The following is a 14,678-nucleotide window of genomic DNA, read 5'->3' as shown; positions in this document are numbered from 1 at the left end:
CGCCGATGCCGAGAGCAGACAACGCGGGCGTCTCGATCCGGTACGAGGTCGACGCGACCGGCGCGGGCGACCCGGACGAGGCGGTCGTGTTCTGTGGCGACGCCGGCCTCGGCGCGTGGCAGTTCGGCTGGCAACACGCCGCGGTCGCGGGGCCGCACACGGTCGTCACGCCCGAGACGCGTGGCGTCGGCCGCTCCGACGCGCCACCGGGACCGTACTCGGTCGAGACCCTGGCGAGCGACGTCGACGCCGTCTGCGCCGCGGCGGGAGTACGGAACGCCCACGTCGTCGGGTACGGGCTGGGCGGGATGGTCGCGCTCGCGTACGCCCTCACGTCGTCGCGGCCCGCGAGCCTGACCGTCGTCGGGACGCCGCCGTCGGGGGCGGACTACAACGCCCGCGGGGTGTGGGCCGACCCGTCGACGCCGACGGCGGTCGAGGGGTCGCTGACCGGACTCCTCTCCGAGTCGTTCCGCGAGGTGCACCCGGACGTGCTCTCACGGATCGCCGACTGGCGGACGAGAGAGGACGCCGACCGCGAGACGTTCGAGGCGCACCGCGCGGCCGTGGAGGGGTTCGACGTGTCGGATCGGCTGTACGAGATCACGACCCCGACGCTCGTCGTCCACGGCGCGGCGGACACCGTCTGTCCGCGTACGGCCGCGGAAACGCTCGCCGACGGGCTTCCACGCGGCGAGTCGCTCGTCGTCGATGACGCGAGACACCTCGTCGGCGTGGAGGCGTCCGCGGCGGTCAACGACGCGCTGGTCGGATGGCTCGCGGAGCACGCCGCCGATCCGCTCTCCTGAGTGAACCGCGCGCCACAACCGTTTTCAGTGTCTCTGTCCACCGTTCGGTCAATGACACGCCTCCGGTTCGCGCTGTTGAACGCGGCGCAAACAGACGGGAACACCCGGCGGAACTTCCGCCGCGAACTCGACGCCGACCTCGCGGAGTTCGACGCCGCGAACGGCCATCTTCCAGACCACACCGACTTCGACGGCGTCGTGGTCACCGGGTCGCGGTCCTCCGTCTACTGGGACGAGGCGTGGATCCCCCCGCTCGTCGAGTACGTCGCCGACGCCGCCGACGCGGGCGTTCCGGTGCTCGGGGTCTGTTACGGCCACCAGGTGCTCGCAGAGGCGCTCGGCGGCCGCGTCGCCGGGATGGACGGGTTCGAGATCGGCTACAACACGGTGCGACACCGCGGGAACGATCAGTTGTTCGAGGGGATAGACGAGGAGTTCACCGTCTTCACGACGCACGGCGACACGGTCGTCGACCTCCCGCCGAGCGCGACGCTGCTCGCCGAGAACGACCACGGCGTCCACGCGTTCCGCGACGGGCACTGCTGGGGCGTGCAGTTTCATCCGGAGTACGACGTCGACACGGCGCGCGACGTCACGGACGGCAAGCGCGAGCGTCTGGGCGACGCCCGCGTCGACGCCGTCTTGGAGGAGATCACGCCAGACGCCTACGACGCCGCGTGTGAGGCGAAGGGGATCTTCGACAACTTCGTCGCGTACGCTCGGCGGCTGAAAGCCGATCGGGAGTCGGCGGCCGCGGCCGGGGACTGAGCGCGTCCGCTCGGAGCGCGTCCGGGTCGAACACCCTTATACCGCTCCCGCTCGGAGCCACGGTATGAAGGTAGTACCGGACACCAGTGCGGTCGTCGACGGCCGCGTGTCCGAACGCGTCGCCGCCGGGAGCTACGAGTCGGTGACGGTCCTCGTCCCCGAGGCCGTCGTCGGCGAACTGGAGTCGCAGGCCAACGACGGCCTGGAGTCGGGGTGGGACGGCCTGAGCGAACTCAAGCGGCTCGCCGACCTCGCCGACGACGGGACGATCGAACTGCGATACGTCGGGGAGCGCGCGAGCGGCGACGCCCGGTCGCACGCGCACGAGGGCGACGTCGACGCGCTGATCCGCGATCTGGCGACGGACCACGGGGCCACGCTCCTATCGAGCGACATCGTGCAGGCCGAGGTCGCCCGCGCGAAGGGGCTCGACGTCGAGTACGTCGAGCCGGTCGCGCGGGGCGTCGTCGACGATCTCCCGATACAGGACTTCTTCACCGACGAGACGATGTCGGTCCACCTCAAGACCGACACCGTTCCGAAGGCCAAACGGGGCCAACTCGGGGAGATGCGGTACGTCGAGATCGAAGAGGAGCCGACCGACGAGGCGCAGATGCGCGAGTGGGCCAACTCGATCGTCGACCTCGCGCGCCAGTCGAACGAGGGGTTCATCGAACTCTCCGACGACGGGATGGACATCGTCCAGTTCCGCAACTACCGGATCGCGGTCGCGCGGCCGCCCTTCGCCGACGGGATCGAGATCACGGCCGTCAGGCCGATCGCGAAGACGACGCTCGACGACTACGAGTTCGCCGACGAACTCCGCGAACGGTTCCTCGAACGGAAGCGCGGCGTGCTCATCTCCGGATCGCCCGGCGCGGGGAAATCGACGTTCGCGCAGGCGGTCGCGGAGTTCCTGAACGACGCCGACTACGCCGTGAAGACGATGGAGAAGCCGCGCGACCTGCAGGTCGGTCCGGAGATCACCCAGTACGGCGCGCTCGGCGGCGACATGGCGAACACCGCCGACTCCCTGCTCCTCGTCCGTCCCGACTACACTGTCTACGACGAGGTCCGGAAGACCGACGACTTCGAGGTGTTCGCCGACATGCGGATGGCCGGCGTCGGAATGGTCGGCGTCGTCCACGCCTCCCGCGCCATCGACGCGCTCCAGCGGCTCGTCGGCCGCGTCGAACTCGGGATGATCCCGCAGATCGTCGACACGGTCGTCTACATCGAGGCCGGCGAGGTCCACACGGTCTACGACGTCGAGACCGAGGTGAAGGTGCCGGCGGGACTCACCGCAGAGGACCTCGCGCGGCCGGTCATCCAAGTGTCGAACTTCGAGACCGGCCGTCCGGAGTACGAGATCTACACGTTCAACCGGCAGGTCGTCACGGTGCCGCTCGACGACGCGGACGATGGCGACGCGGAGTCCGGGGTCGGTCGGATCGCCAAACAGGAGATCGAACGGGAGATCCGATCGGTCGCGCACGGGCACGTCGACGTCGAACTGAAAGGCAACGACAAAGCCGTCGTGTACGTCACGGAGGGCGACATCGGCACCGTCATCGGCAAGGGCGGCGGGCGCATCAGCGACATCGAGAACCGGCTCGGCATCGAGATCGACGTGCGGACGCACGCGGACAAGCCCGGTGGGAGCGGTAGCGCCTCGACCGGTGCCGGAACCAACGGAACGGGCGGGACGGACGGGAGCGCCGGCGGACAGGTGGGCGACGAGCGCGGCACCGTCGTCGAGCCGGAGATCACCTCCCGGCACGTCGTCATCGACGTCGACGACGGCGTCGGCGAAACCGTCGAAGTCCGCGCGGACGGCGAGTACCTCTTCACCGCTACCGTCGGTCGCGGCGGCGAAGTTCAGGTGTCACGCGGCTCTGCGATCGCGGAGGAGCTCGAAGACGCGATCGACCGGAAGCGGCGGGTGACGGTCGTCCCGGCGCGCTGACTCTCCCGGCGCCGACCGAGACCGCTCCACCGCCTCCGTCGTTCGGTTCAAATGAAGTACCACGATCGTCGAATCGTATCCCTCCTGAAAGATAACGCTTTTTTGGTGGTGGAAGGAACCCTCCTCCATGTCAGACGAGTTAAAGCGCGGGCTCGAAGGCGTCCTCGTCGCGGAGTCGGATCTGAGTTACGTCGACGGCGAGGTTGGCAAGCTCGTGTACCGCGGGCACGACATCGAAGACCTCGCGCGCGGCGCGAGCTACGAGGAGGTGTTGTACCTCCTGTGGTACGGCTCGCTGCCGACGCGCGAGGAACTCGACGCGTTCACCGCGGAGCTCGCGACCGAACGGGACGTCGACGACGACGTGCTCGAAACGGTCCGCACGCTGGCAGACGCCGGCGAGCGGCCGATGGCGGCGCTCCGTACCGCGACGTCGATGCTCTCCGCGTACGAGCCCGAGCCCGACGCGGACCCGGAAGACCTCGAGGCGACGCTCCGGCAGGGACGTCGGATCACGGCGAAGATCCCGACGGTGCTGGCCGCCTTCGAGCGCGCGCGGCAGGGCGAAGACCCGATCGCGCCCGATCCCGACCTCTCGCACGCGGCGAACTTCCTCTACATGCTCACTGGGACCGAACCCGACGCCGTCAGCGCGGAGACGTTCGATATGGCGCTCACGCTTCACGCCGACCACGGACTCAACGCCTCGACGTTCACCGCGATGGTGATCGGCTCGACGATGGCCGACGTCTACTCCGGCGTCACCGGCGGTATCGGGGCGCTCTCCGGATCGCTCCACGGAGGGGCGAACCAAGACGTCATGGAGGTGCTCTACGAGATCGACGCGTCCGCGAAAGACCCCGTCGAGTGGGTGAAAGACGCTCGGGACGACGGCCGGCGAATTCCCGGCTTCGGCCACCGCGTCTACGCGGTCAAGGACCCCCGCGCGAAGATCCTCGAAGAGAAGCTGCGTGACCTCGCCGAGTCCTCGGGCGACACGAAGTGGCTCGACTACACCACCGCGATCGAGGAGTACCTCACCGATCAGGGGCTCTTAGAGAAGGGGATCGCGCCGAACGTCGACTTCTACTCGGGGTCGGTGTACGACTCGCTTGGCATTCCCGTCGACATGTACACGCCCATCTTCGCGATGAGCCGCGTCGGCGGCTGGATCGCACACGTCGTCGAGTATCAAGAGGACAACCGCCTCATCCGGCCGCGGGCGCGGTACACCGGCCCCGACGACGTCTCGTTCGTTCCCGTCGACGAACGCTGATTCGGCCGATCGGTCGCCGGTTCTGACGGGCTGGCCGTCGCAGTCGCGTCGTCAGCCGAAGTTCTCGACTTTCGCCGCGTCCGGGTCGCCGCCGACCGCCTCGATCGCCGCGGTCGCGTCGTCGACGAGGTCGGCGAAGCCGTAGACGAAGAGCGTTTCGTCGGCCGATCCGGTCACCACGTCTTCGAGCGCGTCGCGAAGGTCCGCGTCGGCGTCGAGGAGGTGAACGGTCGCGCCGCGCGCCGTCAGCGCCTCGATCCGGTCGGCGTGTGCCACGTCGGCGTCGCGGTAGACGATCGCCGCCTCGCCGCCGTCGTCGAGCGCGCGTTCCGCGATGGCCACCGCCGGTCCGACGCCGGGGCCGCCGGCGACGACGACCGCCCGATCCTCGCCGTCGTAGTGCTGGTCGCCGTACGGCCCGGAGAGCGTCATCTCGGTTCCGGCCTCCGCGTTCGCGAGGAACGCGGAGAAGTCGCCGCCGTCGTCGGGGTCGATGCCCACGGTGACCTCGAAGGTGTCGCCGACGGTCGGCGAGGAGAGCGTGTAGAAGCGAGCGACCGACTCCCCGCCTATCTCGGTGCCGAGCTTCACGAACTGTCCCGGCTCGGCGTCGAAGCCGTCCGGCGCGTGAAACCGGAGGGCGTACGTGTCGCGACCGACCGTCTCGACCGCGCTGACCGTGGCTGTCGTGTCCATGGCGTCGATCCGGCCGGCGGACACAAACGTGTTCCCGTCGGCGTCGGTCCTGCCCCGGCCGAAACCCCGAGCGGATCGCGTCCGGCCGGCCCACTGACAGTTCGACGAACGTCGAAACACACTGCGACAGAAAGGGTCGATCGTGAGGGAAACAGAGTACGTATGTCCAGTTATTTTTGTATGAGCCATCATATGTTTTTTAAGGAGGCAATAATTGCGATTTAAAACACGGACGTACAGATCTCCGTCGGTGGCTCCTTCCAGAAGTCTTTTGATGAGTCCGGTGAAACGTCCGGCTATAGCATGGCTGCGGACTTCAACTGGGCCGTCGGCGGAGAGGCCGGTGACGGCATCGACTCGACCGGGAAGATCTTCGCGCAAGCGCTCTCTCGGGCGGGTCGGCACGTGTTCACGTCGAAGGACTTCGCGTCGCGTATCCGAGGGGGATACACCGCGTACAAGGTGCGGACGTCCGTCGACAAGGTACAGAGCGTCGTCGACCGTCTGGACGTGCTCATCGCGTTGACCCCGCGGACCATCGAGGAGAACCTCGACGAGCTTCACGAGGGGTCGGTGATCATCTACGACGGCGAGCGGACGACGATGCAGGACGTCGAAATCCCCGACGAGATGATCGGGATCGACGTGCCGCTCAAGCGGCTCGCCGAGGAGGCGGGCGGGGCGATCATGCGGAACGTCGTCGCGCTCGGCGCCGCCTGTGAGGTCGCCGATTTCCCGATCGAGAACCTCGACTCGGCGCTCGAAAAGCGCTTCAAGGACAAGGGACAGAAGCTCGTCGACAACAACAAGGAGGCCGCGCGGGCGGGGCAGTCGTACGTCGCCGAGGAGTTCGATCACGAGTTCGACTACGACCTGGAGACGACCGACGAGGACTACGTCCTCCTCAACGGCGACGAGGCGATCGGGATGGGGGCCATCGCGGCCGGCTGCCGCTTCTACGCCGGCTATCCGATCACTCCCGCGACCGACGTGATGACGTACCTCACCGGTCGAATCGAGCGGTACGGCGGCCACGTCGTGCAGGCCGAAGACGAGCTGTCCGCGATCAACATGGCGCTCGGGGCCGCCCGCGGAGGCGCGCGCGCCATGACCGCCACGTCCGGTCCGGGGATCGACCTGATGACGGAGACGTTCGGGCTCATCGCCACCTCGGAGACGCCGCTCGTCATCTGTAACGTGATGCGTTCCGGCCCATCGACCGGGATGCCGACGAAACAGGAGCAGGGCGACTTGAATCAGATGCTGTACGGCGGCCACGGCGAGGTCCCGCGGTTCGTGCTCGCGCCCACGACGATCGCCGAGTGCTTCTGGAAGACCGTCGAGGCGTTCAACCTCGCCGAGAAATACCAGCTGCCGGTGTACATCACCGCGGACCTCTCGATGGCGGTCACGGAACAGACGTTCACGCCCGAGACGTTCGATATGGACGCAGTCGAGATCGACCGCGGCTTCGTGGTCGACGAGTCCGCGATCGACGACCACATGAGCGAGTCGGGCGGCTTCCAGCCCCACGAGATCACCGATGACGGCATCTCGCCGCGCGCGTTCCCCGGCACCGCTGACGGCGCGCACATGTCCACGGGCCTCGAACACGACGAGCAGGGCCGCCGGACGGAGGACACGGAGATGCGCGTCGAGCAGGTCGACAAGCGCAACCGGAAGGTCGAGACCGCCCGCGAGCGCGAGGACTGGGGTCCACGCGAGTTCGGCGACGCGGACGCCGACACGCTCGTGATAACGTGGGGATCGAACGAGGGCGCGCTCGCGGAGGCGATCGAGTTCCTCGACGACGAGGGGATCGACGTCCGAGTGCTCTCCGTTCCGTACATCTTCCCGCGGCCGGACCTGTCCGAGGACGTGGCGGCGGCGGAGAACGTCGTCGTCGTCGAGTGTAACGAGCAGGGACAGTTCGCCGACCTCGTGGAGCACGACGTGCTCGAACGGGTCGACCGGATAAACAAGTACAACGGCGTGCGGTTCAAGGCCGACGAACTCGCAGCGGAGATAAGAGCCACCCTCGCGGCGGAGGTGGAGGCGTAACCAATGAGCTCAGACATTCGATTCACCGACTTCAAGTCCGACAAGCAGCCGACGTGGTGCCCGGGATGCGGCGACTTCGGCACGATGAACGGCATGATGAAGGCGCTCGCGGAGACGGGCAACGACCCCGACAACACCTTCGTCGTCGCCGGAATCGGCTGCTCCGGAAAGATCGGCACGTACATGCACAGCTACGCGCTCCACGGCGTTCACGGTCGGGCGCTCCCCGTGGGAACGGGCGTCAAGATGGCCCGCCCGGACATCGAAGTGATGGTCGCCGGCGGCGACGGCGACGGCTACTCCATCGGCGCGGGCCACTTCGTCCACGCCGTCCGGCGCAACGTCGACATGACGTACGTCGTGATGGACAACCGCATCTACGGGCTGACGAAGGGGCAGGCGTCGCCGACCTCTCGGGAAGACTTCGAGACGTCGACGAGCCCGGAGGGCCCCAAACAGCCGCCGGTCAACCCGCACGCGCTGGCGCTGGCGTCGGGCGCGACGTTCATCGCGCAGTCGTTCTCCTCCGACGCGCTCCGCCATCAGGAGATCGTCCAGCAGGCGGTCGAACACGACGGGTTCGGCTTCGTGAACGTCTACTCGCCCTGCGTCACGTTCAACGACGTCGACACCTACGACTACTTCCGCGACTCGCTCGTCGACCTGAAGGAGACCGACCACGACCCGTCCTCCCGCGAGGACGCCAAAGACGTCATCTTAGACAGCGAGCAGGAACATCAGGGCGTCATCTATCAGGACGAGGAGTCGGTGCCGTACCACGAGCAACACGGCGTCGACGAGGACATGTCCGTCATTCCCGACGGCGCGCCGGAGGGCGCGACGGACCTCGTCCGCGAGTTCTACTGAACGCGGTCGTCCGATTCGTTTCACCGACGGACAACACAGCTATTTATTCTCGACGCGAGCACCACGGGTATGGACGAGATCCGGGTTCTCCACGTGGACGACGAGCCCGACTTCGCCGATCTCACTGCGGCCTTCCTTGAGCGGATAGACGACCGGTTCACGGTGGAGACGGTCGCGTCGGTCGCGGCGGGCCTCGACGCGCTCGACGAGGGACCGACCGTCGACTGCGTGGTGTCCGATTACGACATGCCGGAACGGTCGGGGATCGAGTTCCTCCGCGCCGTCCGTGAGGACCGACCGCACCTCCCGTTCGTGCTGTTCACGGGGAAGGGTTCCGAGACGGTAGCGAGCGAGGCGCTCCGGGCCGGCGCGACCGACTACCTCCAGAAGGAATCGGGCACGGAGCAGTACGAACTGCTCGCGAACCGCGTTACGAACGCCGTATCGCAGTTCCGCGGTCGGCGCGCGGAACAGCGGCTCGTCGAGGTCGCGGACAACACCGATCAGCTCATCTTCGTCTTCGACGCCGACTGGGGCGAGTTGCTGTTCGTGAGCGCCGCCTACGAGGATCTGTGGGAGCGGCCGATAGCCGAGCTGAAGAGGGATTCGACCGCGTTCCTCGACGGCGTCCATCCCGATGACCGCGGACGCGTGCGAGACGCCATGGACCGGCTCACAGCCGGCGAGTCGGTCGAGCTGACGTTCCGCGTCACGGCGAGTGAAGACACCCTGCGGTGGGTCGAGGTCCGCGGCGAACCGATCCGCGACGAGACGGGATCGGTCGTTCGAGTCGCCGGGTTCGGCGTGGACGTGACCGACGCGAAGCGCCGGCGACAGCGCCAGCGGCGGCAACGGGAGACGCTGCTCCGGTTGGCCACGGACGACGCGGTGGCCGACGGCTCCTTTGAGACGGCGATCCGGACGATCACGGAGGCGACCGCTCGGGTGCTCGACGTCGACCGCGTCAACGTCTGGTTGGCCGATCCCGAACCGGCGATCGAGGAGGGGGAGACTTCCGAAAGGGTCCTTCACTGCGTCGGCGACTACGACCGTCAGGCCGGCGAACACGGCGCGGGAGCCCGGTTGCGGATCGACGAACACCCCACGTACCTAGAGGCGCTCGAAACGAACCGCGCGGTCGCCGTCGACGACGCCGAGAGCGACCCGCGAACGGCCGAGTTGGCGGACTACCTCGCGGACCAGGACGTCGGTGCGCTGCTCGACGGGACGCTCCGGTCCGGCGGCGACGTGATCGGGATGGTCTGTCACGAGCACGTCGGGGGGAGACGCGAGTGGACCGACGACGAGGTCGAGTTCGCGAGCGACGTGGCGGAGATCGTCCACCGCGCGGTCCGGAACCGCGAGCGGGCCGCGCGCGAACGCGACCTCGAACGGTACGAGACGATCGTTCAGTCGCTCGCGGACGCGGTGTACACGCTGGACGACGAGGGGCGGATCGACTTCGTCAACGACGCGTACGCGGAGATGAAGGGGGCGAGCCGCGAGGAGCTGACCGGGAGACCGATACGCGAACTCGTCGGCGACGAGGTGATCGCACAGACGACCGCGATGTACGAGTCGCTGGCCCAACGCGACCAGGACGTCGCCCGGATCGAGTACGACTTCCGGACGATAGACGGCGAGACGATACCGGCCGAACTCCGGTTTACCTCGCTTCCGGGGTCGGAAGACGGGGCCGCGCGCGTCGGGGTGATCCGCGATATCAGCGATCGAAAAGAGCGGGAGCGCGAACTCGAACGGCAGAACGAGCGGCTCGACGCGTTCGCGAGCCTCGTCTCCCACGATCTGCGGAGTCCGCTCCGCGTGGCCGCCGGGAACCTCGATCTCGCGAGGGAGTCGTGTGAGGACCCGCGGCTCGACGACGCCGCGAACGCGCTCGACCGCATGGAGGTCCTCATCGACGATCTACTCGCGGTCGCGCGCGAAGGGAAGCCGGTCGAGGACCGAGAAGAGATTCGCCTCGAAGCCGTGGCGGAGGCGGCGTGGCGGACGGTCGAGACCGGTGACGCGACGCTCGCGGTCGAGGCTGACGCGCGGGTCAACGCCGACGAGAGCCGGCTTCGACAGCTCTTCGAGAACCTCTTCCGGAACGCCGTCGAGCACGGACGTGCCGAGAGGGCGGAGACCGACGGGTCGTCCCTGTCGATCACCGTCGGACCGCTCGCGGATCGGACGGGATTTTTCATCGAAGACGACGGCGTCGGAATCCGTGCCGACGAGCGAGACCGCGTGTTCGAGGGGGGCTACTCCACGGACCCCGACGGAACCGGCTTCGGGCTCACGATCGTGCGGGAAGTGGCCGAAGCGCACGGGTGGTCGATCGACGCGGTCGCCGGTGAGTCGGGCGGAGCGCGGTTCGAGGTCTCGGGCGCGACGGTCGTCGGGAGCGAATGAACGGCGGGCATTCCGACCTCTCTGTTCGGCCAAAATACGCCGGTAGCGAGGGGTCAGCGGTCGGTCACGACCGGTTTCAGCAAGCCTAATTACGTGGGTCCGTATTCACCGGTATATGGTTGACCGCTACGACGTCGTGATCGCAGGTGCTGGACCGGCGGGGGCACAGTGCGCCCGCGATCTGGCGACCCGCGGCTACGACGTCGTCGTCCTCGAAACGGAGCCGGAGGCCGAGTTCCCCCGTCAGAGCAACAAATCGACCGCCGGCACCTTCCCGTCGATGATGTCCGCGTTCGGCATCCCCGACGACGTGGTGATGTCGTACACCGACGACGTGGTGTTGGAGTCGCCGAACAGCTACTACGAGAGCTACCAGCCCGGCGCGGTGTTGGAGTTCGCGGAGTTCAAACGGTTCCTCGTCGAGGACGGTCGGGAGAACGGCGCGGAGTACCGGTTCGACGCGCGGGTCTCGCGGCCGATCCTCGACGACGACGGCGTCGTCGAGGGCGTCAGGTACAACGGCGACGAGGAGGTCTACGCCGAGGTCGTGATCGACGCGACCGGGCCGGCCGCGCCGATCGCGAGCGCGCTCGACGTGGTCGATCTCGAACGCGAGAACCAGGCGATCGGGATCGAGTACGAGATGGAGGGCGTCGAGATGAACCACCCGGAGTACGCCGACCTGCGGCGGGCGATGATGCTCCGGCTCGACCACGACATCGCCCCGGGGGGGTACTCGTGGATCTTCGCCACGGGCGAGGACACGGCGAAGGTCGGCATCTGTTACATCCAGAACGACCGTCACCGCGAGTTCGCAGACGAGGGACAGACCGTCGACGGCTACCTGAACGAGTGGGTCGACAGCGACCCCCGCTTCGCCGACGCCGAGCAGATCGACGGGAAGGTCCACCGCGGCTCCGCCCACATCCAGATGCCGGACGAGATGCACACCGACCGCTTCCTCGCGATCGGGGACACGGTCCCCACCATCGATCCGCTGTGGGGCGAGGGGATCCACAAGGGGATGAAGTCGGCCCGCGCCGCCGCGGCCACCGTCGACCGCTGCCTCACCGACTCCGAGCGCCGCCTCGACGCGGAGAGCCTCGCCGTCTACGAGCGACTCTGGCACCGCGACGTCGCACCGCGGATGAAAGCGCGGCTGATGCTCACGCGCCTTCTGTACCTCGCGCCGAACGAGCGGTACGACCGGTTCATGCGCGACCTCCGCGCGACCGACGAGAACACGCTCGAAAAAGCGAATCAAGGCGACACCGGGGCGATGGCGAAGCTGCTTCACCTCGACGACATCCCGCTTTTGGCCACCTTCGCCCGCGAGCACTTCCTGTAGCGCGTCACTCGATCGCTTCTCTCACGCCGCGTTCGATCGGCGGTCCTCGTCCCTCCGTCTCCGGATCGCCCTCGCCGCTTTCGGACCCGGACTCGCGAACCGCCGCCAGCACCGCCTCGTCGGTCGCGTCTCCGTCGACCGAGACGACGCGGTCGGCGGCCGCGAGAACGGGCGCGTTCGGTCCCGCATCCCCGCCGACCGCGACCGTCACGTCTGCCTCGCTCGCGAGGGCGACCGCGGCCTCCAGCGTCTCGTCGTCGACCGGCTCGAACGCCGGAGCGGAGACGACCGCCGCGCCAGCGTCCGCGGCGACCGCGGCGGCCGCGTCGCCGGCGGGAACGACGCCGACAGACAAGTCGTGACCGGCGGCGGCGAGTCGAGCGATCGTCCTCGCCGCGTCGCGGCCGCTCCCGACGACGTGGATCCGGCGGGTGCCGGACTGCACGGTCTCTCCGGAGGGGTCGTCGGCGTCGACCGCGGCGAACGCCGTCACCGCGGCCTCGCCGGTCGCGGGACTTCGGCCGACGAACGCCTCGGCGTCGAAGGCCGCGCGCAGCGTCTCCGCGGTCAACACGTCTTCCGGCGACCCGGCGGCGTGGACGCCGCCGTTCGCGACGACGACGAGTTCGTCGCAGTACCGGGCGGCCGCGTCGAGGTCGTGGATCGCCGCGAGCGCGCCGCGCCCGTCGTCGACGAGGTCGCGGACGAGTTCGAGCGTCTCGACGGCGTGGTTCACGTCGAGACTCGCGGTGGGTTCATCGAGGAGCAGGGCGGGCGTCTCTTGAGCCAGCGCCCGCGCGAGGAGCACCCGCTGTCGCTCGCCGCCGGACACCGCGGTGATCGGCCGGTCGGAGAACCGAGACACGCCGGCGGCGTCCATCGCCTCGCGGACCGCGCGCTCGTCGTCGGCTCCGTGGCCGTCGAATCGCCCGAGGTGAGGGGTCCGACCCATCTCCACGACGTGTCGCACCCGGAAGTCGAACGCGAGGTTCGTCTCTTGGGGGACGCTCGCGACGCGGCGGCCGGTCTGGCGCGCGGAGAGGTCCGCGACCGCCTCGCCGTCGAGCCGGACCGAACCGGCGTCCGGGGTGATCGTCCCCTTGATAGCCCGGAGGATCGTGGTCTTCCCGGCCCCGTTCGGGCCGACCAGTCCGACGAGGTCGCCGCGGTCGACGCGGAGGTCGACGCCCGAGACGACGGAGACGTCACCGAAGGCGACGGCGAGGTCTTCGACGTCGACGAGCGGGGCGTCGCGGTCGGACGGCTCCGGGGCACCGGGGCTCAAAGCTCGTGCACCTCCCGGTTCACGAGCAGGTAGACGAAGAAGGGCGCGCCGACGGCGGCGGTGACGATGCCGACCGGGAGCTCCGTGCTCCCGGAGCGGGCCACGGTGTCTGCGGCGACGAGGAACGACCCGCCGGCGAGCGCCGCGGTCGGTAGCAGGACGCGGTGGTCAGGGCCGACCACGAGCCGGAGCATGTGCGGGACGATCAGCCCGACGAATCCGATCACGCCGGCGAAGGCGACCCCCGCGGCGGTGATGAGCGCGGAGGCACCGAGCAGGATTCGCTTCGTGCGTTCGACGGCGATGCCGAGCCCGCGCGCCTCCTCTTCGCCGAGAAGCAGGACGTTGAGGTCGCGAGCGTACGCGAGAAGCAGGAGGAAAAGCGGCGGGACGACGGCCGCGGTGACGGCCACGTCGCTCCACGCGGCGCCCGAGAGGTGACCCATGAGCCACGCGACGATACGGCGGAGCGACTCGCCGGCTTGCAGTTGGAGGTACGAGATCACCGCGCCGAGGAACGTCTGGACCGCGACGCCGGCGAGGAGGAGGGTCGCCACCGGCGTCCGACCGCGAGTGGTCGCGATCGCGTAGACGCCGAACGCGGCGGCGAGCGCGCCGACGAACGCGAAGAGGCTCAACCCGGTGCCGTCCGAGACGCCCACGTCGACCGCGCCGACGATCGGGAGAGGGAGGGTGACGGAGACCGCGACGGGAAACACGATGAACGCGACCGCGCCGGTGGCCGCGCCCGACGAGACGCCGATGATCGACGGGTCCGCCATCGGGTTGCGAAAGAAGCCCTGCATGACGGTTCCGGCGGCCGCGAGCGCGAAGCCGACGAGCGCGGCCAAGAGGATCCGCGGGAGCCGCACCCCGACGACGATCTGGCGGTGGACGTCGTCGACGGGGAAGGCGAACGGGGAGCGGTAGGCGACGTCGACGCCCGGCAGCAACAGCGGCCCGCCGCCGAGTGACGTGAACTCGACGCCCACGGGGACGACAAGCGCGTTCACGACCGCCTTCAGCACCTCCGTAGGCGGGATGGTGACCGGACCGATCGCGGCGCTCACCACCATCACGGCGACGAGCGTCGCCGCGAGCGCCGCGGACCACGCCATCGATCGCGTCCACGCGTGCATCTGTTCACCAAGGAGACTTGTGGTAGGTAAGTACTTATTGGGTGCGCG

Annotated in this window: 11 protein-coding genes; 8 read left to right on the top strand and 3 right to left on the bottom strand. The window is 68.6% G+C overall.

The genetic code is table 11. The annotated features are described in order from the left end of the window. Positions 1–5: 5 nt before the first annotated feature. The 4 genes from NO930_RS08200 to citZ all read left to right on the top strand — a co-directional run bounded on the left by NO930_RS08200 (position 6) and on the right by citZ (position 4,819). On the top strand, positions 6–809 hold the full coding sequence (locus NO930_RS08200; protein WP_256403094.1) for an alpha/beta fold hydrolase: 804 nt from the start codon (positions 6–8) through the stop codon (positions 807–809). A 51-nt stretch (positions 810–860) separates the two neighbouring features. Beyond that, on the top strand, positions 861–1,577 hold the full coding sequence (locus tag NO930_RS08195; protein WP_137782829.1) for a type 1 glutamine amidotransferase: 717 nt from the start codon (positions 861–863) through the stop codon (positions 1,575–1,577). 64 nt (positions 1,578–1,641) lie between these two features. Next, positions 1,642–3,543 carry a PINc/VapC family ATPase gene (locus tag NO930_RS08190; RefSeq protein ID WP_256403093.1) on the top strand — a complete coding sequence of 634 codons (1,902 nt, stop codon included), beginning with the start codon at positions 1,642–1,644 and terminating at the stop codon, positions 3,541–3,543. A 127-nt stretch (positions 3,544–3,670) separates the two neighbouring features. Beyond that, complete coding sequence (gene citZ, locus NO930_RS08185; RefSeq protein ID WP_256403092.1) at positions 3,671–4,819, top strand: citrate synthase; 1,149 nt, start codon at positions 3,671–3,673, stop codon at positions 4,817–4,819. A 51-nt stretch (positions 4,820–4,870) separates the two neighbouring features. Here the strand turns inward: citZ and NO930_RS08180 are convergent, their stop codons facing one another. After that, positions 4,871–5,515, bottom strand: a complete 645-nt coding sequence (locus tag NO930_RS08180) for an FAD-dependent oxidoreductase (RefSeq protein WP_137783477.1) — start codon at positions 5,513–5,515, stop codon at positions 4,871–4,873. 303 nt (positions 5,516–5,818) lie between these two features. Here NO930_RS08180 and NO930_RS08175 point away from each other — a divergent pair, with 303 nt between their 5' ends. From NO930_RS08175 to NO930_RS08160, 4 genes are all read left to right on the top strand, one after another. After that, a complete protein-coding gene (locus tag NO930_RS08175) occupies positions 5,819–7,576 on the top strand; it encodes a 2-oxoacid:acceptor oxidoreductase subunit alpha (protein ID WP_256403091.1) in 1,758 nt (585 codons plus the stop codon). Positions 7,577–7,579: 3 nt separating this feature from the next. Then, positions 7,580–8,443: a 2-oxoacid:ferredoxin oxidoreductase subunit beta gene (locus tag NO930_RS08170; RefSeq protein ID WP_137783475.1), complete on the top strand. Its 864-nt coding sequence runs from the start codon at positions 7,580–7,582 to the stop codon at positions 8,441–8,443. A 69-nt stretch (positions 8,444–8,512) separates the two neighbouring features. Beyond that, positions 8,513–10,858: a PAS domain S-box protein gene (locus tag NO930_RS08165; RefSeq protein ID WP_256403090.1), complete on the top strand. Its 2,346-nt coding sequence runs from the start codon at positions 8,513–8,515 to the stop codon at positions 10,856–10,858. A 115-nt stretch (positions 10,859–10,973) separates the two neighbouring features. Further along, positions 10,974–12,206 carry a digeranylgeranylglycerophospholipid reductase gene (locus NO930_RS08160; RefSeq protein ID WP_256403089.1) on the top strand — a complete coding sequence of 411 codons (1,233 nt, stop codon included), beginning with the start codon at positions 10,974–10,976 and terminating at the stop codon, positions 12,204–12,206. Positions 12,207–12,210: 4 nt separating this feature from the next. On the opposite strand, the gene NO930_RS08155 is transcribed toward NO930_RS08160, so the two are convergent. Beyond that, positions 12,211–13,491 (bottom strand): ATP-binding cassette domain-containing protein, encoded by a 1,281-nt coding sequence (locus NO930_RS08155; RefSeq protein ID WP_256403088.1) that lies wholly within the window; start codon positions 13,489–13,491, stop codon positions 12,211–12,213. After that, the gene (gene btuC, locus NO930_RS08150; protein ID WP_256403087.1) at positions 13,488–14,630 is read right to left on the bottom strand and encodes a vitamin B12 ABC transporter permease BtuC; all 1,143 of its coding nucleotides are present in this window, start codon (positions 14,628–14,630) and stop codon (positions 13,488–13,490) included. The genes NO930_RS08155 and btuC overlap by 4 nt, the downstream gene beginning before the upstream one ends. Positions 14,631–14,678 lie beyond the last annotated feature (48 nt).

It is taken from the genome of Halorubrum salinum (assembly GCF_024494575.1).
GTDB classification, from domain to species: Archaea; Halobacteriota; Halobacteria; order Halobacteriales; family Haloferacaceae; genus Halorubrum; species Halorubrum salinum.
This window is presented reverse-complemented; position numbering and strand designations above follow the sequence as displayed.